17 protein-coding genes are annotated in these 23,073 nt (G+C 61.8%); 10 read left to right on the top strand and 7 right to left on the bottom strand.

From position 1 onward, the window contains the following. Window positions 1-86 precede the first annotated feature (86 nt). On the top strand, window positions 87-1,340 hold the full coding sequence (locus BLV20_RS02845) for a PucR family transcriptional regulator (RefSeq protein WP_203031542.1): 1,254 nt from the start codon (window positions 87-89) through the stop codon (window positions 1,338-1,340). A 401-nt stretch (window positions 1,341-1,741) separates the two neighbouring features. Here BLV20_RS02845 and BLV20_RS02835 read toward each other — a convergent pair whose 3' ends face one another. Continuing rightward, window positions 1,742-2,179 carry a hypothetical protein gene (locus tag BLV20_RS02835; protein WP_053261208.1) on the bottom strand — a complete coding sequence of 146 codons (438 nt, stop codon included), beginning with the start codon at window positions 2,177-2,179 and terminating at the stop codon, window positions 1,742-1,744. A gap of 85 nt (window positions 2,180-2,264) precedes the next feature. On the opposite strand from BLV20_RS02835, the gene BLV20_RS02830 reads away from it, so the two are divergent. From BLV20_RS02830 to BLV20_RS31970, 5 genes are all read left to right on the top strand, one after another. After that, the gene (locus tag BLV20_RS02830; RefSeq protein WP_053261595.1) at window positions 2,265-2,546 is read left to right on the top strand and encodes a helix-turn-helix domain-containing protein; all 282 of its coding nucleotides are present in this window, start codon (window positions 2,265-2,267) and stop codon (window positions 2,544-2,546) included. A 1,224-nt stretch (window positions 2,547-3,770) separates the two neighbouring features. After that, window positions 3,771-4,403 (top strand): hypothetical protein, encoded by a 633-nt coding sequence (locus tag BLV20_RS02825; protein ID WP_092296682.1) that lies wholly within the window; start codon window positions 3,771-3,773, stop codon window positions 4,401-4,403. A gap of 15 nt (window positions 4,404-4,418) precedes the next feature. After that, window positions 4,419-5,684, top strand: a complete 1,266-nt coding sequence (locus BLV20_RS02820; RefSeq protein WP_139192670.1) for a tetratricopeptide repeat protein — start codon at window positions 4,419-4,421, stop codon at window positions 5,682-5,684. After that, window positions 5,681-13,234 (top strand): RHS repeat-associated core domain-containing protein, encoded by a 7,554-nt coding sequence (locus BLV20_RS02815; RefSeq protein WP_092296676.1) that lies wholly within the window; start codon window positions 5,681-5,683, stop codon window positions 13,232-13,234. Before BLV20_RS02820 ends, BLV20_RS02815 begins: the two co-directional genes overlap by 4 nt. Before the next feature lie 306 nt (window positions 13,235-13,540). Further along, a complete protein-coding gene (locus BLV20_RS31970; RefSeq protein ID WP_371914285.1) occupies window positions 13,541-14,074 on the top strand; it encodes a transposase in 534 nt (177 codons plus the stop codon). A gap of 828 nt (window positions 14,075-14,902) precedes the next feature. On the opposite strand, the gene BLV20_RS02800 is transcribed toward BLV20_RS31970, so the two are convergent. The 6 genes from BLV20_RS02800 to BLV20_RS02780 all read right to left on the bottom strand — a co-directional run bounded on the left by BLV20_RS02800 (window position 14,903) and on the right by BLV20_RS02780 (window position 20,201). Then, window positions 14,903-15,865, bottom strand: a complete 963-nt coding sequence (locus tag BLV20_RS02800) for a bifunctional GNAT family N-acetyltransferase/nucleoside diphosphate kinase regulator (RefSeq protein WP_092296670.1) — start codon at window positions 15,863-15,865, stop codon at window positions 14,903-14,905. 400 nt (window positions 15,866-16,265) lie between these two features. Continuing rightward, on the bottom strand, window positions 16,266-16,475 hold the full coding sequence (locus BLV20_RS31965; protein WP_371914293.1) for a glycine betaine ABC transporter substrate-binding protein: 210 nt from the start codon (window positions 16,473-16,475) through the stop codon (window positions 16,266-16,268). Continuing rightward, window positions 16,444-17,403, bottom strand: a complete 960-nt coding sequence (locus BLV20_RS02795) for an SdiA-regulated domain-containing protein (RefSeq protein ID WP_092296667.1) — start codon at window positions 17,401-17,403, stop codon at window positions 16,444-16,446. The genes BLV20_RS31965 and BLV20_RS02795 overlap by 32 nt, the downstream gene beginning before the upstream one ends. Continuing rightward, window positions 17,400-18,836 (bottom strand): ArnT family glycosyltransferase, encoded by a 1,437-nt coding sequence (locus tag BLV20_RS02790; protein WP_092296664.1) that lies wholly within the window; start codon window positions 18,834-18,836, stop codon window positions 17,400-17,402. Before BLV20_RS02790 ends, BLV20_RS02795 begins: the two co-directional genes overlap by 4 nt. Next, on the bottom strand, window positions 18,833-19,813 hold the full coding sequence (locus tag BLV20_RS02785; protein WP_092296661.1) for a glycosyltransferase family 2 protein: 981 nt from the start codon (window positions 19,811-19,813) through the stop codon (window positions 18,833-18,835). Before BLV20_RS02785 ends, BLV20_RS02790 begins: the two co-directional genes overlap by 4 nt. Beyond that, window positions 19,779-20,201 (bottom strand): GtrA family protein, encoded by a 423-nt coding sequence (locus tag BLV20_RS02780; protein WP_139192669.1) that lies wholly within the window; start codon window positions 20,199-20,201, stop codon window positions 19,779-19,781. The genes BLV20_RS02785 and BLV20_RS02780 overlap by 35 nt, the downstream gene beginning before the upstream one ends. 112 nt (window positions 20,202-20,313) lie before the next feature. On the opposite strand from BLV20_RS02780, the gene BLV20_RS02775 reads away from it, so the two are divergent. From BLV20_RS02775 to BLV20_RS02760, 4 genes are all read left to right on the top strand, one after another. After that, the gene (locus tag BLV20_RS02775) at window positions 20,314-20,844 is read left to right on the top strand and encodes a GlcG/HbpS family heme-binding protein (protein WP_092296655.1); all 531 of its coding nucleotides are present in this window, start codon (window positions 20,314-20,316) and stop codon (window positions 20,842-20,844) included. Continuing rightward, complete coding sequence (locus BLV20_RS02770; protein WP_256577639.1) at window positions 20,841-21,518, top strand: response regulator transcription factor; 678 nt, start codon at window positions 20,841-20,843, stop codon at window positions 21,516-21,518. The genes BLV20_RS02775 and BLV20_RS02770 overlap by 4 nt, the downstream gene beginning before the upstream one ends. After that, window positions 21,484-22,710: a sensor histidine kinase gene (locus BLV20_RS02765; RefSeq protein WP_092296652.1), complete on the top strand. Its 1,227-nt coding sequence runs from the start codon at window positions 21,484-21,486 to the stop codon at window positions 22,708-22,710. The genes BLV20_RS02770 and BLV20_RS02765 overlap by 35 nt, the downstream gene beginning before the upstream one ends. Before the next feature lie 74 nt (window positions 22,711-22,784). Beyond that, complete coding sequence (locus tag BLV20_RS02760; protein WP_092296649.1) at window positions 22,785-23,033, top strand: hypothetical protein; 249 nt, start codon at window positions 22,785-22,787, stop codon at window positions 23,031-23,033. The last annotated feature ends 40 nt before the right edge of the window (window positions 23,034-23,073 follow it).

Raw genomic sequence — 23,073 nt, 5'->3', positions numbered from 1 at the left:
TAACTGCTCGTGGCGCGCAAGCCATAAGGGTGCTATCAGTCATCCTGCGCCTGCACTATTTCCCTGCGTTTTTTGAGTGGTTGTCCATGACCAGTACGCCGTCCCCCTGGCCACGCCCATCGGAAGCCGTTCGTGAGCTCATGCGCAAAGGCGCCGAACTCGCTCAGACACTACCGCCGGAGTGGATCGAGCGCATGAATCAGGCGCTTTTTTCTTCACCGGAAGAGGTGAGGCTGTTGGAGGACCCGGTCATCCTGGCGGCGTGCCGGCGTGCCAATCGGGCAGAATTGCTGCACTGGGCGAACGCGAATCTACAGCGACCTGGAGAACCGGTGGAACCCTACGTGTCTGCAGACATGGTGGACACGGCCAGGGAACTTGCCCGCAGGGGGGCATCCGAACTGCTGATGAATGTCGCAAGGTCGACACAAAACGTAGCCTGGGAACTGTGGATGAAGATGGCGTTCAGCCTGACGCAGGATCCGGTGGTGCTTGAGGAGTTCCTGGAAGTCTCGTTGCGGTCGATCTCGGGGTTCATCGACAACAACATGCGTGTGGTGACCCAAATCATCCTGGAAGAAAAGAGCGTCCAGGCCCATGACGACCACATTGACAAACGCAGTCTGGTCAGTCGGTTGCTCGACGGCAGAGATGTGGATACCGAGCAGTTCGGCAAGCGACTAGGCTACAGCCTTTCTCAGAAGCACCATGCCTGCCTCGTCTGGAGCGAAATCCCGGACGCAGAACTCCGCCCGCTGGAGGAGATGGCGCGCGCTCTGGCGCATCTCAGTGGCACAGTCGCGCCCCTGATCGTGTTCGCGGGCCCTGCCACCCTTTGGGTCTGGAGCAACGCGGCAAAGCCGCTGGACCTGAACATGCTGCAAGGCGTTGCTCGGCAATTTCCAAAGATACGCGCGGCAGTCGGCTCCCCGGGAGCGGGGGTGAATGGTTTCCGTCGATCACACTTGGAAGCCTTGACCACCCAGAGATTGATGGGCCGTTTGGCTGGCGCCCCCGCCGTTGCCACGATCGATCAGGTGAGGATGGTGTCTCTGATGACCCAGGACGCGCGTGCGGCCAGGCAGTTTGTCTTGAGCACGCTGGGGCGGTTGGCGACGGAGCCCATGGTTCTTCAGCGCTCGTTGCACGCCTTCCTGGCCAATGGCTGCAATATCACCCAGACCGCTGAAGCACTGGGTACGCACCGCAATACATTGCTGCGTCGGCTGGAGCGCGCTCAGGACCTGCTGCCCGTCCAACTTGCCGACCATCGCATTCGGATCGCCGCAGCACTTGAGCTGGTGATCTGGAGCATCCCGCTGGACAACGGTGAGCAATAGCCTCCGTTTCCCTTGATTGTCTATAGGCTGGCTCAGCGCCAAGGGGAGGGTGGCCAGTTCGAGCAGCGCATCACCGACGGTTCGGGTGTTGTGGATCAGGTAGAACATATCGCCAAAGAAATCGATCCCCTGGGAGAGCCCATACTCCAGGCGGAACAACGCGTTGTTCGAGCCCCGCTGGCACAGTCCCAGGAATGCGCAATTGCCTTCGCCAGGCACGTGAGCTGATCGCTCAGCCATGCTGAAGCGACTTTGAAATATGTGAAAAAAAATGTGCAGAAGAATCCAGTAAATACTTCTGTAGCAGGCATTCTAGAGCCGCTAAGCAGTTTACAGAAATGTGCATTTTCTGAAGCTGTTGCACCCTCGGTTTTACTCATTGGGCGCCTAGCAAGCGCATGTCAGGTTCCACTATCGGGTGCTTGCCTGAAAAGCACCACCTTATTGGAGTTGGACAGATACGAGCGTGCTTGGCTATTTTCGAAGTAAACCACGCCTGAATGGAGCAGGTAGAGGAGACTCGAGTTACCATTGCTTTTGATCTTTGCAATTTCCTTCAACCGTTCCATCTTCCAATCCTCTGTGCCGTTCAGGTGTCCAGGGCTAACCAAATGCACCCGCGTGATTTCCCAAGCATCATTGTCAACGCCTTCGAGCTCCAGTAAGTCATCGAGAGCTTTGATCAGCAGTGTCGCTGGACGAGCTATGCCTTCAACATGTTCCAGCGCCATCACATAGAACCACGGCTGTGAGGTCAGGTACTCGACGTAACGCCATGAATGCGCGCCTTTCACTAAGGCTCCGAGCGGCACCTCCGCGTGTTCAAGCGTCAGAAACATACAACCTCCAGTAGAAATGAACACTATAGATTGTAGCCCTATAGTGATCATTATTGCTTCATCGTTCCTTTTGCAGGTACAGCAAATGGAACTTAGTGCAGCATTCGGACAGGCCCTCAAACAGATTCGCAAAAAACAGGGGAAGACCCAGGAGGACTTTTCGAACGTGAGTAGTCGGACTTATCTGAGCACCTTGGAAAGAGGTCTGAAGTCCCCAACACTTGAAAAGATTCAAGAAATTGCAGGGCTTTTGGGTGTCCAACCTCTAACGTTGTTGGCAGCGGCATATCAGTTCAAGAGCGAACTGCCGACCAGTGAGTTACTTCATTTGGTCCAGGCGGAATTGCGAGCTAATGGTTTCAGCTAGGCGACGTTTCAGGCTGGGCAATGCAGACCAGAAAGTCAGCTAAAAAGTGTAATCGTGGCGAAATATCTGTGATTTTGACACCAGATGCGAAAGCCACCCATGAGTCTTGTCATTCGAAAGGTGGAAAAAAAGACAAAAGGAAGTGGTCCGTTCCACTTTATTCCTGACATTCGCAGGGAACTTCCGGGCATAGCCGTTTTAAGAGTCGTCTAAGTGGCTGTTTACCAAGGGATTACATTTTTTAGCTGACGAAATTCCACTTTATTCCTGACGCTCACAACCCACGGCCACCAGGCCTCCATATAATGATTCGCATAATGTATATTATGTTAAATCATGTACTATGTCAGATGTGTTCATGTGCTTCGTAAGGCCCTGTTTCGACAAGTTCGCTTCTATCATCCATTTTCTTTAAGGGCCATGTCCTTCGTGTTCATGGCGAATCCTTCGCGGGCGATCCAGGCTTTCTATTCCTATGCCAAAAGCCGAGGCCTCAATTCAGATTGCTGCCTGAATGCTTGGATGACTTCGTTTATTGAAAGATTATTTTGCAATAAGCACTCAGGATAAGCGTCAGTATGAAAGCATTATTAGCAATCAGAATGCTGGCCATAAGACTTCATCTGGATTTCGTTTCACCTGCTTTTCGATTTCATGGGGACGTCCAGCGAACTGCAATTTTTATAATTACAACTCTTTGAAATACATAAGAAAAAATAATAAAAGACAAAGCATCTCTGCCCAGTCACGCTAAATGTGAAACACATACAAATTCCACACACTACATACCAACGGCTCATCGATAAATAATCGTTATATTCGGTTTCGTTGAAGTCAAGCCTCGCCTTGAGCTACCGTTTCTCACTAATGGAAATCAATCACTGCCAATAACGGATTATTCAAAGTGAACACGCTGATCGATAACACCCTTTATCGTTCAGCCAAATGCAAAGGATGTTTCGCCGGAAATTACCGGCGTTTGGCAGATTGGCTGACCCTCCCCATTGGTTCTCTCCGAAAGTTTCAAGTCCTTCCCGCACGCCGTGTGAAATGCCAACGAGCCCGTGATGTGCAGGCGCGTTCGAATGGAACCCAGGCGCTCGGCCCAGAAACCCGGCCGAGAACGTCCCCCCCTCGCTACCCCACCGGCACCAGTTCCCGCTGTCGGCGCCATGACGTGACCTCCCGCTCCCTCCGGGCGGAGCCCAATGAAAGGCGACCGACATGCTACCCATCTCCACTCCCCTACCCTCCGAAACCTCCACGGAAGATCCCATCGCGTCCCTGCGCGACCTGCTGGAACGCAGCCGGACACCGCCCCGGCAGGAGCCGAAAGCCACGCCGAGTCCCACCAGCGAACGCCCCCGGTCCCTGCTCGGCGAAGTCATCGATACCCATCATTCCGAGCTGCCCGGCTACGTGTTCGTGCGCTGGTCGGCGGGCAGTGAACAGGTCGCACGATGGCTCGAATGCGTCCGCACCGTGGTGCCGCAGCGGGGCGACCGCGTCCTGCTGGATCAGCCCGCCAACTGGCCCGAAGCCCTGGTGGTCGCCATGCTGGAGCCACCCTGTCCCGGCGCAATACAGCCGCCCCCGAGCGAAGCGAGCCAGACCATCACGGTGCCCTCCGGCCAGTGCGTGCGCATCGCCGATGCCCGCGGCAACTCGCTGATAGAGGTCCAGGGCTCCAGCCAGGGGCCGGTGGTTCGCCTGATCGGCGACGATGTCGACCTGCTGGTCGACGGCAAACTGCGGCTGCGGGCCGAGGCCATCGAACTGCGTGGCGGGCGGGGCGGCGTCGATATCCGTACCGACGCCGAAACTGTGGTGCGAGGTCGCTTCATCCGGCTGAACTGACCACGGGGCTGATACATGAAGCGTGAATTCGCCACGATGGAAGCCGGCTTGCAGGCGTTCATCGAACAACCCGACCAGCCCACACTCATCCTCGACATGGCCGACTGCGACAGTGCCTTCCCGTTCGGCGTCCTGAAGAACTGGGACCGGCAATGGCCCAGCCATATCTTCCTGCTCTTTCCGTTCGACTGCCCGGACAGTGCCGCCTACCTGCAGCGCTGCGTCGATTCACTGGCCATGCAGATTCGCGCCGGCAACGAATTCCTCGTGGAGGACGAGCAAGCACCGTGGCCGCCGCTGCCGCTGGCCTGCTCCGACCCTGCGGGCCAGCCGGCAGCGCGGCTGCAAGCCGCCATTGAGCACATTCGCCGCTGCGTGCCGGCGCACGCCTGTATCGTCTGGGGATTCGCGCCGGCTTCGATCGGCGACCCGAACGGCTACCTGGAGCTGATCATCCGCCTGCTGGCGCTTGAGGACGTCGAGCCGTGGATGGAGGGCCAGCGCTTCATCGTCCGCGACGACCGAGCCGCGCCCTTCCTGCTGCCCCGGTTCGCCGACGCCCAGGCCCACCACACCTGCGTCCTGAGCATCGACTTCTCCGTCGCCAAGGCGGCCGACGGTCTGGCCCGCAGCGTCAACGACCCCGCGCTGCCAGTGGCCGAGCGCATGCAGGCCCTGACCCAGCTCGCGGCCTTCGATCTGGCCCATGGCCGCCTCGATCAGGCGTCGCAGAAATACGCCCTGCTGCATGCTTACCACCACCAGCAGGACGACAGCATCGGCCAGGCGCTTGCCCTCGGTGGCGCGGGTGACGTCGCGACCCGCCAGGGCAATCATGCCCTGGCCAGGCAGCGCTACCAGCAGGCGCTTGCGCAGGCCGCCGACGGTAATGACCTGAGTGTCACCCTGAACCTGCTGATGGCTGCGGGCGGTAGTTGCCTGCGCGTGGGGCGCTGCGGCGAAGCGCAAGGCTACCTGGAACTGGCCGAGCGCTGCGCCGGCAAGCTGATGTTCCTCAACACCAAGCTCGACGCGCTGGAGCAACTCGGTGAAGCGCAGCGGGGGGCCGGCAAACTCACCGAAGCGGCGCGCACCTGGGTGACGGCCAAGGACCTGGCCCTGCAGTTCGGCTGCCTCGAACCCTGCCGCTCGATTCTCGACCGCCTGATCGCCCTCTGTGCCGACGCCGGTTTGCGTGAACAGGTACGCGGCTTCAGGGCAGAGAAAGCCGCCCTGGACGATGGCACGCCGAAAACTGCTCCGGTCGAGTCGGTCCAATGAACTGGAACACCACCGCCAAGCTCCCCGAAGCGGGCGAACAACCGGCCGCGGAACCGTTGATCGCTCCCACCGGCGATACCAGCGTCGATGCCCTGGCTGAGGTGGTCAACAACACCGCCCTGCCGTTCCAAGAAGCACCGCCGCCCGAACAGGGCGAGGTCGGCGTGGTCAGCCATTGGGTCAACGCCGCCCTGGCCGTGGTCGGCGCCCCCTTCGAGCTGCTCAACACCGGCCTGGCGCTACTGGTCTCACCGCTCGACCACCTCACGCCGGGCATGCCCGCCGCAGTGCTCGGTGTGCCGCACCGGGGTGTGCCGCATGCCCATCCGCACCCGCCCAGCCTCAACGCGCCACTGCCCAGCCTCGGCACCACCCTGGGCTCGTGCTGCGTCAGCGTGCTGATCGGCGGCATCCCCGCCGCGCGGGCCGGCGATCTGGGCATCGCGCCCACCTGTGGCAGCTTCTTCCCCGGCTACGACATCTGGACCGGCTCCAGCAACACCTACATCGGCGGTTCGCGGGCCGCCCGCATGAGCCTGGACATCACCCGCCACTGCAACCCGGCCTCCGCTTTCGGCAAGTTCGGCATGGCCATGACCGCCGTCGGCGCGGCAGCGGGCGGCCTCTCGGCGGCGGCGCAGGCCGAGGGTGGCGAAGGCGGCGAAGCGGCCATGACTGCCGCCCAGGCTGCCGCCGACGCCGCCACCATGGCCCTCGGCGCCTTGCTCGGCAAGGACCCCGGCGTCCCGCCGAGCACCGGCACCCTGGCGATGGGCAACCCCACCGTGCTGATCGGCGGCTTCCCCCTGCCCGACGCCATGGACGTGGCGGGCGGCCTGGCCAAGGCAGCGAAGAAGCTCCCCGAACTCGCCACCCCCAAGAGCAAGAAAGCCAACCCCGATTGCGACCGCCCCGGCCACCCGGTAGACCCGGTTACCGGTGCCAGCGCGGACGAACTGGTCGATTACCAGGACCAGGGCCCAGGCCGCTTCACCTGGGAGCGCTACTACTACAGTCATTGGAGCAAGGAAGACGGCCCGCTGGGCTTCGGCTTCCGCCACAGCCTCCAGCACGAACTGCTCCTGCTGCGCACCCGCGCCCTGTACATCGACCCGCGCCGCCGGGAGTACGAATTCCCGCGCCAGGCGGACGGCCATTACGCCGGCACCTTCGGCGGTTATACGCTGAGCCAGCCCAGCCCGACCCGCTTCATCCTCCGCCATGATCGTCACGCCACACTCGGCTTCGAACACGGCAGGCCGGAGGATATTCACGCCCGCCTGGCCGGGATCGTCGTCGACAATATCATCCGCCGCACCCCGCGTTATCACCCCGACGGCCGGCTCGAATGCCTCTGCGACGTCGACGAAGCCGGCGAGCCCCTGCAGACCTGGTGGTTCCACTACGACACCCAGGGGCACATCACCGAGGTACTGCGCGCCCGGCCCGACGACACCCTGAGCGTGGCGCGCTACGCATACGATGGCGCCGGCTGCCTCGCCACCTGGCACGACGCCCTCGGCCACAGCGGCTTCCACGGTTACGACGCCCAGCGCCGCATGACGCGGGTGACCGACCGCAACGGCTACTCCTTCTCCTACGCCTACGACGCCCAGGGCCGCTGCGTGCACAGCGAAGGCCAGGACCAATTGTGGCGGGTGGACCTCGCCTACGAACCCGGTCGCACCCGCGTCACCGAGGCCGACGGCGGCGAATGGCTGTTCCTCTACAACGAGGCCGGCACCGTCGTGTGCGTCATCGACCCCTACGAAGGCGAACGGAACATCCTCACCCACGCCGACGGCCACATCGTCGAAGAAGAGGACTCCGGCGGCCGCGTGATGCGCTGGCTCTACGACCCGGACGGCCATAACACCGGGCGCATGGACCGCTGGGGCAACGTCTGGCCGACCAAGGACGACGCCCCCAACCTGCCCAACCCACTGGAACACAAGGTGCCGGGCACGCCGCTCGGCCTGCAGTGGGGCGAAGCCATCGAGCACTTGCCCGCCCCCCCCCTCGACCTGCCGGCCGAACTGGCCGAGTTGGCTACCGACGTGCTCGCCCTGCCCGAACAGTTGCCGCCGCAAACCCGCCATGACGTGCTGGGCCGGATAGTGGAGCGCCTCGATGCCTACGGCCGCCGCGAACACTTCGAACACGACCCGGCCGGCAACCTGATCCGTTTCACTGACAAGGACGGCCGCGAGCACCACTACACCACCACCTCCTGGAACCTGCGCGGCAGCGAGACCGACCCGCTCGGCCACAGCGTGCGCTACGGCTACACCCGACGCGAAAAGGTCCGCCAGGTCATCGACGCCAACGGCAACGAAAGCACCTACGACTACGACTACAAGGACCGCATCACCCGCGTCGTCCGCCACGGCGTCACCCGCGAAAGCTACGCCTACGACACCGGCGACCGCCTGATCGAGAAGCGCGACGCCTACGGCGAGTTGCTGCTGCGCTTCGAAGTGGGCGACAACGGCCTGCACAGCACACGCCTGCTGGCCTCCGGCGAAGTGCATCGCTACCAGTACGACGAGCGCGGCCACTTCACCGAAGCCTCCACCGACACCCACGAGGTGGGCATGAGCCACGACTGGGCGGACCGGCGTACCAGCGACCTGCGCGACGGCCAGGGCGTGCGCCACCAGTACCGGGGCCGGCACCTGGCGCGGACCACCTACTTCGACCGTTTCACCGTGGACTACGCCGTGCAGCCGGGCGGTCCCCTGCTGATCCACACCCCGGACGGCGGCACCCACCACCTGCAACGCGGCGCCGACGGCCACCTGCTGCTGGCCCTGGGCAACGGCAGCCGCGAACTGCGCGGCTTCGACCTCGACGGCCGCTGCATCGGCCGTCTGCACTGGTCCTCCGGCCAGCCCGAAGCGGCCCGCTGGCAGCGCTACCACTACAGCGGCGAAGGCGAACTGCGGCGGGTAGAGAGCAACATCGACGGCATCCGCGAATACCGCTACGACGCCGCCCACCGCCTCGTCTGGGAAATCCGCGACGGCTCGGCGACACGCCACTACGCCTACGACCCCGGCGGCAACCTGTTGGCCACCCCGGCCGTGCCGTGGATGCGCTACCGCGAAGGCAACCGCCTGGAAATCTCCAGCGCAGGCACCTACCGCTACGACCACCGCAACCATCTCTGCGAAGTGGTGGACGCCCATGGCCACAGCACCCGCTACCACTACAACAGCATGGACCTGCTGGCGAAGGTCACCTGGAGCGACCGTCCGGACGCCTGGACGGCGGAATACGACGGCCTCTGCCGGCGCATCGCCAAGACCCTGGACCAGGCCCGCACCGAATACCACTGGGACGGCGACCGCCTCGCGGCCGAAACCGCGCCCGACGGCCGGCTACGGCTCTACGTCTACGCCAACGAAGACGCCTTCCTGCCCTTCCTGTTCCTCGACTACGACACCCCCGACGCCCCGCCCGAATCGGGGCGCGCGTACTTCGTCTTCTGCAACCAGGTCGGCCTGCCGGAACGCATCGAGGATGCCCGGGGACGGGAAGCCTGGCGGGCGGAAGACATCGACCCATACGGCCTGCTCCGCGTCGCCGAGGGCAATACGGTCGAATATGACCTGCGCTGGCCGGGGCATTGGTTCGAGCGGGAGACGGGGATGCATTGCAATCGGTTTCGCGTGTACTGCCCGAGGCTGGGGCGGTATTTGCAGTCGGATCCGATGGGACAAGAAGGAGGCATTAATCTCTATAGCTATCCGGCGAATCCCTTGGCAGCGGTGGATGTGCTGGGATTAATGGCCGCTTGTAGCTCCTCTAAGGGCAACAAGGAAGGCTCGGACGGAAAAGGCCCCGATTGCGAGGCCCCCAAAGGGCATACGCCGGGGAGCAAAGGACACGATGCCCCCTCTTCACCGAAGAAACCCACTTTCCGCCAGAAGCTGTTCAAGAACATGAAAGCCGGTGTCCTGAAGTGCAAAATATTGCGGGCCGAGCCGGTGAACATCCTGAACGGCGAGGTCAGCGTCGGGCAAAGCGACTTTACCTTGCCCTGGCACATCCCGCTGGAATGGACACGCAACTACGCCTCCGGCAGTGAGCGCCCCGGTGCCTGCGGCATCGGTTGGGAGAGCCCTGCCGATGCCCGGCTGGAAATCGATGCGGCCGATGGTGACGTGATGTTCCGCCACCCCAGCGAAGGGCCGACTCTGTTCCCCATGTTGCCTGCCGGGATCGGCGACGCTGCGGCCGTGCTGGAACTGATGGACGGTGCGCTGCTCAGCGACCACGGCGACGAATGGCGCGTGCGCACCAAGAGCGATCTGATCTACCACTTCCCCAAGGCGCTGCTGGTTCGTAGTGAGGACGGCTTGCGCGAAGTCCCGCTGGACCGCACCAGCGACCTGTGCGGCAACTGGCTGGATTACGAGCGGGAGGACGGCCGGCTGCGTACGATCCGTGAATCGGGCGGACGCTACCTGCTCGTCGAATACGCCGGGCAGCACATCCGCTCGCTGACCCTGTGCGCGTCCGATGCCGACTTCAGCCACACCTTCGTGACCTACGAGCACGACGAACAGGGCCACCTCACCGCCGTCCGCGACGAGCTGGGCAACCCGTACTGCTTCGCCTATGACGGCCACCACATGGTGGGGCACACCAACCGCACCGGGCTGTCGTTCCATTACGAATACGACGAGAGCGGCGCGACCTGGCAGGTGGTGCATGCCTGGGGCGACGGCGGGCTATATGACTACCATTTCGCCTACGCCCCGGCGGTCCGCGAGGTGCACATCACCGACTCGCTGGGCCACGTCTCCACCGTCCAGTGCGACGAAAATGGCCTGCCCGTCCTGGAAATCGACCCGCTGGGTGGGCGCACGCTTTACGAATACGACGAGTCGGGACGCACCACGGCCGTGGTGGATGCGGGCAACCACCGTATCCAATACGCCTACGACAAGCGAGGCAACCTGCTCGAACTCATACGACCAGACGGCAGTGCGCTGGCGATCCAGGTGGATGCGTGCAACAAGCCCACGGCGATCACCGCCCCCAGCGGCGCCACTTGGCGCCAGCGCTGGGACGAGCGGGGCTTGCTGATCGAACAGACCAGCCCGCTGGGAGCGGTAACCACCTACGAATACAGCGAGGCCGGCCTGCTGGTGGGCGTGACCGACGCCCTGAACGCCACCACCCGGCTCGGCTACGACAGCGACGGCTACCTGGTCAGAGTCGAGAACGCGCTGGGCCAGGTCACCCGGATCAAGCGCGATCTGCTGGGCAACGTGCTCGAACGCAGCGACCCGCTGGGCAGAAGTACGACGTACCGCTACGACAGCAAGAGCCGGCTGGTCGAGGCGACCCTGCCGGGCAGTGCCCACGTCCGCTGCGCCTATGACGCGCAGGACAACCTGACCCATTACGAGGACGAGAACGGTGCCCGCACGCGCTTCGAGTACTTCGGGCAAGGGCTGGTCGCCAAACGCCATCAGCCCGACGGGCACGTGGTGCACTACCACTACGACACCGAGGAACAGCTCGTCGGCGTGAGCAATCAGCGCGGCGAGCGGTACGAACTCAAGCGCGACGCGCTCGGTCGGGTGGTCGAGGAAGTGGACTACTGGGGCCAAGCCACGCGTTACGTCTTCGACATCGCCGGGCACCTGAAACAAAGCTGCGACCCGCCGGGTCGGATGATCGAGTACACGACCGACAAACTCGGGCGCATCCGGAGCAAGCTTTTCGAGCATCCGTTCGAGGCGGGCCGCCAATTCGAGGAAACCTTCGACTTCGACGCGAATGGCAACCTCACCGGCTGCGCCAACGAGCACGTGACAGTGACGAGAACCCTCGATGCCGAGGGGCGGCTGCTCGAAGAGCGGCAAGGCGACTTCGTCATCAAGAACGGCTTCGATGCGCTGGGCCGACGCATCCGGCGCGAAACCAGCGCGGGCAACACGGTCGCCTATGCATACGACGCGCTCGGGCAGCCGACGTCCATCCACATCAACGACGATCCGCCGATCACCATCGAACGCGATGCGGCGGGACAGGTGGTCAAGGAGACCTTGGCGCCGGCACTGGAGCGGCACTACCAGTACGACGCCGAAGGACGGCTCACGGCGCAAGGTGTCAGACGAGAAGCGGAGTGGCTGTTCGACACGCAATACGCCTATGACGCGGCCGGCAACCTGACGCACCGCAAGGACAGCCAGTACGGGCTGGACCAGTACCGCTACGACCCGCTGGGGCAGATCGTCGAGCATGTCGATCCGCAAGGGAAGCTGAAGCGGTTCTTCCAGGATCCGGTGGGGGATCGGCTGACGACCAGAGTGCGGGAGGACGGCCTATGGCGGCGTGAGGGTTGGTGCGAGGGGGTGTTCTACCGCTTCGATGCTGCGGGCAATCTGGTGGAGCGGCGGGATGAGCGGCAATTGGACGGCAATGAGCCGAAGACACTTGCGTTGGAATGGGATGCGAATCAGCGGCTAGTGCGCAGTCACACTCGGCTGACGTTCGGCGATGGAGAAACACCGACAGTTGAAACCATCTACGGTTACGACCCGCTGGGGCGGCGCGTGTTCAAGCGCACGGGTGACGTCTGCATCTGCTTCGGATGGGATGGAGAAGTGTTAGCGGCCGAAGAGACGGGTGAGGCGCAGCCACCAACCCAGGTGCAACGCGAGTACGTGCACTATCCGAGCACCTTCGTGCCACTGGCGTTACTGGAAGGCGAAACCAACTATCTCTATCAGACCGATCCGAACGGCTCTCCGATGCTGCTGACCAAAGTTGACGGGCAGGTTGTCTGGGCGGCGCGGTACGACGTTTGGGGGCAAGCTCGGCTGCTGGTCAACGAGGTCACCAATCCAATACGGCTGCAGGGTCAGTATGGAGATGCCGAAACAGGGGTGCACTACAACCGGCACAGATACTACGATGGAAATATCGGGGGCTTCCTCAGTAAAGATCCCCTGGGGTTATTGGGTGGAATTAATCTGTTTCGGTATGCGGCGAATTGCTCGGGGTGGATTGATCCTCTTGGCTTGGCGGCTCACCAAGGCACAGGGGATCTCAGGAGACTAAACGGATCAGTAGAAGATCGTGCTGCCGAGTACTTGAAGAGGGAGGTTTCCAAAGGCGCGACCATGAGCACGTTTGGTGAAAGCCCGACTGTCATAGCGGGGGTTTATGATATCGATAATGACAGTTTCGCAATAAGCGAATCCGGGCATAGTGGATCAATAAGTCATTCATTAATTGATCCGGCGCGCATTTCTGCTGCCCATGCGGCAGGTGTTGCGCGAGGAAGTAGATCAATTTTTGCCTGTGCGGAGAGTGGGGCGGTCGGACCCATTTTGCCGCTGATGGCCGGCGGTTGGACAGCCCCCTCTTTGGGTAGATTGGTAATTTTGGCCTGGCGTCAAGGCGATATTAATCAGCCGATAGAAGCGTGCAGGATTTGCTCGATTCTTTACCATGGCGCAAATTTTGCGACAGGACACACCGGTCCCGATGGTTCTGTACATCCAGCTGGGATAAGTTGTGGTTGCTGAGCGCATCCCTGTGACGCGCTCGATCTGTCGTTGGCTGACTCCGGCCCTCCCGAAAGGTCCAGATGGTCGTCTGCAAATGCGGTATCAAGACGTTCACTCCACAGATTCGGGGTCAAGGCGATGATCGGGGTCCGATTCGGGGTTAGGTCTTGCCTTTTGCCCCCCTTCCCTCTTAACTTGCCCAACCCATGACCAGACCTCTCCGCATCGAATTCCCCGGCGCGATCTATCACGTCACTTCCCGAGTGCGACCGCCGCAAGCCGATCTTCGTCGACGACACCGACCGCGAAGCCCTGCTGGCGGTCGTGGCTCAGGGCATGCAGCGCTTCGATGCCCAAGCGTTGGCCTACTGCCTCATGGACAATCACTACCACTTCGTGCTCCATACCCGGCAGGCGAATCTTTCGTGGCTGATGCGGCATGTCAACGGCGTGTACACGCAGGTGTTCAACCGACGGCACGGCAAGGTGAGGCATTTGTTCCAGGGGCGGTTCAAGGCCATTCTGGTCGATCGGGATGCTTCCCTGCTGGAGGTGTGCCGCTACGTGGAGCTGAGGCAGGTGCGCGCAGGCATGGTGGGTGAACCCGCTGCGTGGCCCTGGTCCAGCTACTATGCGCATGTGGGTGAGGTTGAGCCCCCTGCGTGGCTGGACACCGATGGCTTGCACGGCTTTCTGTTATGGCTTATTCAACCAGTACCGCTCTGGGCAGCTGACCGCAGCTCAACGGGTCGAGGCCGTGAAAGCTCATCACACCCTCGCTCCGCCGATCCTGGCTACTACCGACGCGGTGCGCATACTTCCCATTCGTGGGCTCCTTTATCCAGGCAGGTTTGCTAGACGGTCGAATATTGTCGCGGAGTGGAACGCAGCGTGGGCATAGCTACCCGTTCCAGCAATGGCTGCGGTTCTGATTGTGGTGGTTGGATCTCTGAATCGCCCCTGGTTTCCTAGATGCGTGTCAAAATATCTGAATCGGTTATTTTCTCTGCACCTTTGTAGCACTTGAGCTGGATTCAGCTGGAGCGACTGGAGAATCAGCCGGGATCACCTTCCCTGCCCCGCCCTTGTCCAGATCTTTACCGAAGGCGGCCAGCGATACAGAAGCAGCTAGCGTACCCGCCCCCTGACCTTTTTCAGCTCTTCATGAACATACATCTGTGAACATGAGGCTCCCTACACCCGCTAAACCCCCTAGCAATGATTGGAGGTTTCGATCACTCATGAACAGTAAACATCGCCCATAAGTTAAATGATGTGCTATGCCAGATATGTTCATGAGCAGCTCAAAACACTGATTCGACAAACCTGCTTCTGATGTCCACTCTCTCAATCCGTCGATGCTCTCTACAGCTGCGACTTCTTCGATCTTGTCCAATGCCGCTTGCGTTTCGATCTGGACGAGCACACACAGGTCCTGGTCTGCCATCGCGGATGCCCCAGTTCTTGAGTCGGCAATCAACAATCTCCAGCGATGCAACCGCAAACCCTGTCGCCTGGATCACATCACTGAAGTTGACCATCTCGTGATCGAGAGCGAATCAGCAGACCATCAAATTTACTTTCAGGATTTTACCGCCATGCATTCGACTTCAACGCGGGAGTTCGAGGCACCGTCCTTTGGGGGATCTTCGCGCCGGATGGACGAACACTGAGCTAAAGGCGCAATTACAGGTGGAAATCGCCTGCGGCCTCCGGCTGGTAAAGCACTTTCCTGATCTCAATCCGGCGGGTCCGATCAGAAATTCGCCAGTCGATGGCGTCCCCCTCCTGATAGCCCAGGATGGCGGCGCCGATGTCGGAACACACGGAATGCTTCCCGGCGCTGCTGTCCGCGTCTTCAGGATAGACCAAGGCCACTTCGATCTCTTTGTCGTCCAGCTGCAGCAAGGCCCTAGAGTTCATCGTGACGACATTGCGCGCCACCTGCTGCGGCTTGACGACAATGGCTCGCTCAAGCTCATGTTCGAGTTCAACAACGGCCGGACCTTGCTCGAGCGCGATCAGCATCTCGAGCCTGGCCTTGTCGATTTCAGTGATGTAGATCCCAGTGGAATCGCCAACTGCACCTTCGCGCAAGAACTGGAGATAGCGCCCCGCCGTCATGGAAAATGACTTCAATGTCGGCGTTTCGCTCTCAAGCAGAAAGCCGCTGCGCAGAAAGGCTTTCAGCGAGCGCGCATTGTCCGCGTGGATCTTGGCGATGAGCTTCTCGGCCCGCATGTCGAGGAAGGCCAGTTTCATGCCTTCGCGGATTGTGCGGGCGCCAAGGTTTCGGCCCCATTTGTCGCTGTCTCCGATGACTAGGACTATCTCGCAATTCGAGCCGGTCTTGATGAGACGGACAAAGCCCACCGGGGAGTCATGCCGGTCATAGGCCATGAAGAATCGGCCACCCCGGTTGAATAGATGGGTCAGGATCGGTAATTGAGTCCGATCAATGACTTGCTCGATGGAGCGGGAAACGTCACGTGAATCGCTCAGATAGCAAGTGACGCGCTCATCCTCCAACCAATCCTTCAACGTCAGCGCATGTGCCCGAGTAATTTCAGGGCACAGCGAAATGAAAGGCTTGTTCATCTTCACCACACTTATTTGTAAAGGATGAAAGCCCTTCATGGCTATGGCCATGACGGTTCTTTCGGCAACCGGCTACTTTAAGACATAACGCGAGAAATGCCGAACAACCTGCGCACTTTTCCTTAATAAACGGTTCTATGGCATTAGCATGATCCGGCATGTGGACACGGCGTAAAAAGCGCTTGCAAAGCCAGTCGCCGCGTCAGGAGGTACCACACCCTTCCCTGCTTCAAGAATCAAAAAATCGGCGGACGAGTGACAACGGCAATACCGCCAAAAATAGCGCTGCACCCAACAGTCTGAGAATGCACTCAAATGGCAAGGGCATTCCCCCGCCAGGGCTTACGAACCACAAACAAGCCCTCAGGCATGAAGGAACCCAGTGTTCGTGTGAGGACGCTGTGCCAAAGCCCGTTATTCGCGATCCATGAACATAAACCGCAGCCCCAGCTCACGGTGCGAGCATGACGATCGCGCCTTCGCGTAGCCGCTCGAAGTTTCGCTCGTGAGGTGCGCTGGAACGCTCCACAACGAACCCCATGCGCTGCAACAGCAGGGCCATGACCGCCGCTGTGGCATGGTGAAAAGACCAGTCGGCAACACTTTCACGTCCGCGGTGAAAATACCGATCACATCTGCGTCGCCCGTGGTTTGCTGGTATAGCGGTAGAGCAAGTTGGGTTCGCTGACGATCAACAAATCACGCTGGGCCCCCAGGGTCACGCCTTCGGCCTGCGGCATGCTCTGGTCCAGGCCATTGAAGCCCTGCTCCAGGTCCATAAAGCTGACCGGGGTGTAGCCGCTGTCGAATTCGGCCAACAGTCGCGACTGATCACTCAGGATCAACAGATGACGGGTGTGCGGGTCGTAGTGCAGGGCCGACACGTCCTCCATACGCAGGCGCTGTACGCCGAGCATCGACACGGCGGCCTGGTAGGTGGGGTCCGCCAATGCCTCGGGCGCAGGTTGCACCACCCCCGCCACCTCGAACAGCCGGATCGGACGCTGCTCCTGGGAAGCGAATAGCACCTGGGTGTCGGCATCGAACGCCATACCCTCGAGGCCGCGGTTGTTGTCGGCCTGTTCGGCGATGGTCAGTGTGCCGAGATCACCGCGCACGATCGGCCCATCGAGTTTCGCCAAGGGCAATGTCACCACGCTCTGGCGCCGCTCCTCACCGATCAGCAGATGCCCCTTGCCGTCGTAGGCCAGGGCCTCGGGATCTTCGAAGTCCACCAGATCGACACGGGCCTTGAGCACGAAATCCTCGCTGTACTCGTAGAGCTGTGCCGGACTGTTGACCACCACGAAATAGCTGTTGCGCTCCCTGACGTAGACAATGTCCGAGGCGTTGGCGACGATGCCTGGCAGTTGCAGGCGTTGGACGAATTGGTAGTCAGGCAGCCAGATGCTGCGCTGGCGTACTTGGTGTGGTGTGAGATGTTCCTGCAGTTGCTGGTCCAGGACGTCGTCGACTTCGAACCACGACAGCAATGGCAGGCTGACAACCAGCAGGCATGCCAGCCATGCCAGCGGAGCGTGTCTCCAGGCCGACCAGCGGCGGATCAAGAAAAGGACGAAGCGATTCATGAATGTGTTGTTCCGATGGAAGTAGGCAAGGTTTTGCTGACCGGCAACGGCTGACAGCGCAGCAGGAGGCTGGCATTGGTCTGCGCCAGCGACACGCAGTCGAGAAGGCTGGGCAACGGCTCGTCGAGATCGCGCAAGCGACGCGCCAAGTAGAAGACCTGGCCCATGGGCAACTGGTCGAACGAGTCGATACGACGTGCCTTGCCGGCGCTGTAGAACTCCGCGGAATACGAGCGTCGCCCTAAGTAGACCAGCGGCCCCGGATGGGCGACGCTGGCGCGCTGCCAGGCGGTGACCAGCCCTCGTTGATTTTGCGGACGCTGCTCCAGGCTGCCGTGCAGCACCATTGCCAGCGCCAGTAATGGCAAGGCCAGCGCCACGGGCGCGACCAAGGCCAGGCGCGGGGCGTTTCGGCGCGACAGGCTGTCGGCCAGTAGCAATGCCCATGCTGGCAACGCCGGCAGCACATAGGTCCACAGAATGTTGCCCGCCAGGCTGAAGAACACCGGCGTAGCCAGCGCCCAGCACCACAGGAACCCCCGGAACATCCCGCCCTGCGCGACCTTGCGGTTCAGATACAACACCGGCAGCAACAGGCTCCAGGGGAACAGCGCACCCAACAGATACAACCAGATCGTGCCCAGTGGCTTGGCGTGCGCGTTGCCATAGAGGTCACCGCTCCATTCGCTGATGACGTAGCGCTTCCAGTGTTCTCCGATCAGGAAGTAGTCGAGAAACCCAGGGGTCCTGAGCTCTGCCAGCACATACCACGGTACAGCGATCAGCAGCATCGCTAGGGTTCCGCTCAACCAAGGCAGGCGCCACAGGGCTTTCCACTGTTGGTGATAGGCAGTCCAGGCCAGTGCGGGAATGCCGAACAGGACCAATGCCAGCGGCCCTTTGGCCAGCAGACCGAGACCCAGGCCGGCGAAACCTAGGCGGGCCCAGTTACGCGCGTTGTGCCGCATGCCTTGCCAGAAGCCCAGGTAGGCCATCAGCAGGGCCAGCGACAGGGCCGGATCGGTCAGCACCACGCCACTGGCGATCAGCCCCAGCGTACAGCTGGAATAGATGACCGCGCCAAGCAGCCCGACCTCCAGGCGCCGTTCGCGACGCCCCATCTCGACGATCAACAGGCAACTGAGTACATGGATCAACCAGGCCGGCAGGCGCACGGCGAACTCGCCGACGCCCAGCCAGTGCATGCTGGCCGCCTGGGTCCAGAACGACAGCGGCGGCTTACCCCAGAACGGCACCCCGTAATTGAACATCGGGGTGACCCAGTCATCGAGTTCGAGCATCTTGCGCGCCATTTCACCGTAACGTGCCTCGGAGGTGTCCATGAGTGGATAGGCGCCAAGACCGACCAGGCGCAGCGCCAGGATCGCCGCCAGCAGCCCCCACAGCAGGTTGCGCCGTGCGTGTTCGCTCATGCCGGCCTCCGTTCGCCGCGGCCCACAGGGTGCAGCGTTTCCACCGAGTCCGGCGGCGCCGTCTGCAGCAGGTAGTGCGGACGACGCTTGACTTCGAACAAGGTCGCGCCCAGGTACTCTCCGACCATCGCCACGCCCAGGCACAACACCCCTCCCACCCCCAATAACAGGTGCACGGCCGAGAAGCTGCCGGCGAACAGCGCCGCCAGCATCCAGGTCACGCATACCAGCAACAGCCCCAGGCTCAGGAAACTGAAGCAACGCAGTGGCCTGCGTGAGAACGCCAGCACACTTTCAGCGGCCAATCCCAGCAACGCCGGGTAGTTCCATTTGGTTTCACCTGCGGCCCGCTCGACGCGCTCATAGGGCAATTCGATGCTGCGAAAGCCCATCCAGCCGACCAACCCCTTGAACAGCCCTGCCCGCTCGTCCATTGCCCGCAAGGCAGCCAAGGGCGCGGGGCCGATCAGGCGAAAGTCGCTGACCTCCTCGGGCAGCGTTCCCCGCGCCACCAGCCTGTGCATGATGCGGTAGTACAAGCGCGCCGTGGTCCTCTTCAGCCAGGTGTCTCCAGCCCTTCGTGAACGCTGCATGTTGACCACGTCGTAGCCTTGCAGCCAATGCCTGACCATGTCGGCAATCAGCTCCGGAGGATCCTGCAGGTCGGCGTCGATGAGCACCACTGCCTGCCCGCGCGCATGGTCGATACCCGCACGGATAGCCGCTTCCTTGCCGAAATTGCGGCTCAGGTGCAGGGCCCGCGCGCTCTCCCAGCGCTCGAAATGGCGCAGCAGCGCGGCGGTGCCGTCGCGGCTGCCGTCGTTGATGTAGAGCAGTTCGCATGACACCGGCAGGGTGGCGATGACGGCGCGCATACGTTGATGGAACGCCTGCAGCACGAGTTCTTCCTGATAGCAGGGCACGATGATGCTCAGGCGCGGATCAGCGCCCTGTGCGGGAGGGGACAAGGTCAGCATGGTGATAGGTCCATTGACGGTGGAGGAAAAAAACCAGCAGGGTCAGGCAACCCGTGGTCAGGGCCTGGGCAAGCAAGGGATGGGTTTCATGACGAAGCAGCAGCACCATGGCCACGGCGTTGAGGATGTTGTGCAGACCGGCGACGCAGGCGAAGCGAAGCGGTTGCAGCGTCTTACCGCCCCGGCTGGCGAAGCAGGTACGACTGCCCAGAGCGAAACTCAGCAAGGCTCCCAAAAGCGCGCCTAGGATGCTGCCGAGCAGCGCCTGGTCCAGGGCGACGAACAGCAGGAACAATGCCTGGTGGGCCGCGGTAGCCAAGCTGCCCACGCCCAGGTAGCAGACCAGGGAGGCGAACATGGAGGGCAAGTGGGGGCTGGATGTCTTCATGGCGCCGATGCTAGCCAGGCGCAAGTGAACTACTTGTCGCAGCAAGTCACATCCGTATCACCTGGGCCCGGCTAGGGTGCGCCCCTCATTATCGTTATCACAGGAGCGTGCCATGAATCCGATCCACACCCTGCTGTTCATTGGTTTGATGTCTCTCGGCAGTCACTCGTTCGGCCAGGCACCGAGCCAGACACGGCCCAGTCTCGGCTTTGACGCGGCATTGAAACTCGCCACCGAGACCCGGCTGGCCTGTCAGCGAATGGGCTTCTCGGTGGCGGTCAGCGTGGTCGACCGACAGGCCTTGCCCCTTGTGCTGCTGGTCTCGGACGACGCCTTCGCCCATGCCCGCAAGACCAGTGAACGCAAGGCTCGCACGGCAGCCTCGCGGCGTGCGTCAACTGGCGATATCCTTGGCGGCAACGACCACGAACAAAGCCTGGGCGTGGCCTTCCATGCAATCGGCCTGACCACGCTCAGCGGTGGCTTGCCGGTGGTCCACGACAATCAGTACGTCGGCGGTGTCGGTGTCGCTGGTGCTCCGGGCCAGAACGCCCTCGGCCAGGACTTCGACACGTTGTGCGCCGAGGCCGGCATCAAATCGATCGGCGCGCAGTGGGCCGCCGCCAAGGGAACCAAAGAATGATCGAGATACTTTTGGTCGAAGACGATCGCGCCTTGGCCGGGTCCCTGGCCGATTACCTCAGCGAGGTCGGCTTCGAGGTCGACTTCGCCTTCAACGGCCAATCCTGTCTGGAGCGCACTCTCGAACAACGCTACGACGCCATCGTCATGGATGTGACCATGCCCGGGCTCGATGGCCTGCGGGCCTGCAAGGCGTTGCGCAAGCGTCAGGACCACACCCCGATTCTGTTCCTGACCGCTCGTGACACGCTGGCCGACAAGCTCGACGGCTACGAAGCCGGCGCCGACGACTATCTGATCAAACCGTTCGAGCCGCAGGAGCTGGTCTGCCGCCTGCACGCGCTGTTGCGCCGAGGCAAACTGCCCAGCAGCGGCGGGCAACAGACCTGTGGCGAACTGCTGATCGACCTCAAACGGCAGAAAGTCTACCGGCAGGGGCTGGCAATCGACCTCCAGGACATAACGATCCGCCTGCTGTCGTTGCTCGCCGAAGCCGCTCCCGATACGGTCAGCCGGCACAAGCTGGAGAATGCCCTGTGGCCCGACGAACTGCCGGAAAGCGACCCATTGCGCACCCATATCTATCGGCTGCGCCAGGCACTGGACCGCCCCTTTGAGCGCGACCTTGTCAAGACAGTCCATGGAAAGGGTTATCGCCTTGCTATACCCGACTAGCTCGTTCTTCGCCCGCGCGCTGTACACCCTCCTGCCCTTCACGGTGTTCATCGCCGTGATGTACAGCCTGCTGGTCTGGTCTTCGGTGATCATCACCGAAGACCATATCGTCAACAGTTACCTGGACCGTGAGGTTTCCCGCTTCCAGCAGGACTACGCTCGGTCACCGGCGACCACGCCTTTGCCGGCAACCAGCTACCTGCGTAGCTATTGGGCCAAGGACCCAAGCCTGCCGGAGAGTTACCGCGCGTTACCACCCGGCCGTCATGAGCTGGACGATGAACGCACCCATGTCCAGGTGATCTACCTGCCGACAGCCGGAGAAAACCTGTATCTGGAGCTTGATGAATCGCAACTCAGCTCGCTGGATCGGCATGCCAGCTTGTTGTTCAGCACGCTGTGGGGGGTGGCAGGGCTGGTCATCATTGCCGGCGCCGTGCTCGCGGTCGTTGGCGCCAGGCACCTGGCCTCGCCGGTGACGCAACTGGCCGATGCCGTCGCCCAGGGGTGGCGGCCAGGCACCGATCTGCCCGGTCATGGGCGCAAGGATGAAGTCGGTACGCTGAGCCGTGCGCTGTCGCAACTGGTCGACCGCCTGCACGACGCCCTGGAGCGCGAACGGGCCTTCACCCGCCACGCCAGCCATGAATTGCGCACGCCCTTGGGCGTCATCCGCAACAGCCTGGCCGTACTGCGCCTGCCCACCTGCAGCGCCGAGAAACAGGCCCGCGGCCTGGAGCGCATCGAGCAGGCCAGTGGCGAGATGGAGACCTTGGTGCAGCTGTTTCTCTACCTGGGTCGGGAAGGCGAACGGATGCCGAGCCAGGCCGTGGCCCTGCGCCCGCTGCTTGACGCATGCACGTACAAGTACGCCGACTACCTGGCCAGCAAGGCATTGCGCGTGGACCTGGCAATCGACCCACAGCTGCTTGTCGCCGCACCGCCGAGCGCGCTGCAGGTGCTGGTCAACAACCTGATGGGCAATGCCCTGGTGCACGGCAGCGACTACCTGCAAGTCCAGGCCGACCCCGACCATCTGCTACTGATCAATGGCCTCGACCCGGGCAGCGACCTCCACTCGGGCTTCGGCTACGGGCTTGGTATCGTGCAGCGTCTGTGCACCCATTGCGGATGGCGCTTGACCATCACCCGCGAATCCACTCGCTTCGTCGCCCGGGTGGAGTTTTCCTGACGCGGATGCTTCACGGTTGTGCGATTGCGCTCCAAGGCTAGGTTCCTTGTAAGCCGTCACCTGATTGTGGAGAGATGTCTGGCATCACTTGTGATTTCGGCCGCGCTCTTCGTCTGGTCGTGCGCCTGGTGACGTACATCTTTTTTATGGTCATGACCTCGCTCGTGTTCGGATTGCTGATCAATTCCTCCAAGAACACCGATGAAAGCATCGATGCCAACATGCCTGCCTATGCCACCAGCCTGATCATTCTGGACCGTACGCTGCGAACCTATGGCGCCGCCGGCGACAGTACCCGGGGGCCTATGTACGGCAGGCCATAGAGCCCCCCTCGCGCAGCGACGATGCCTTGCAGCATCAACA

It is taken from the genome of Pseudomonas sp. NFIX28 (genome assembly GCF_900107395.1).
In the GTDB taxonomy this organism is placed as follows: domain Bacteria; phylum Pseudomonadota; class Gammaproteobacteria; order Pseudomonadales; family Pseudomonadaceae; genus Aquipseudomonas.
Note: the sequence above shows the minus strand (reverse complement) of the source record. Positions and strands in the feature narration are given on the sequence as shown.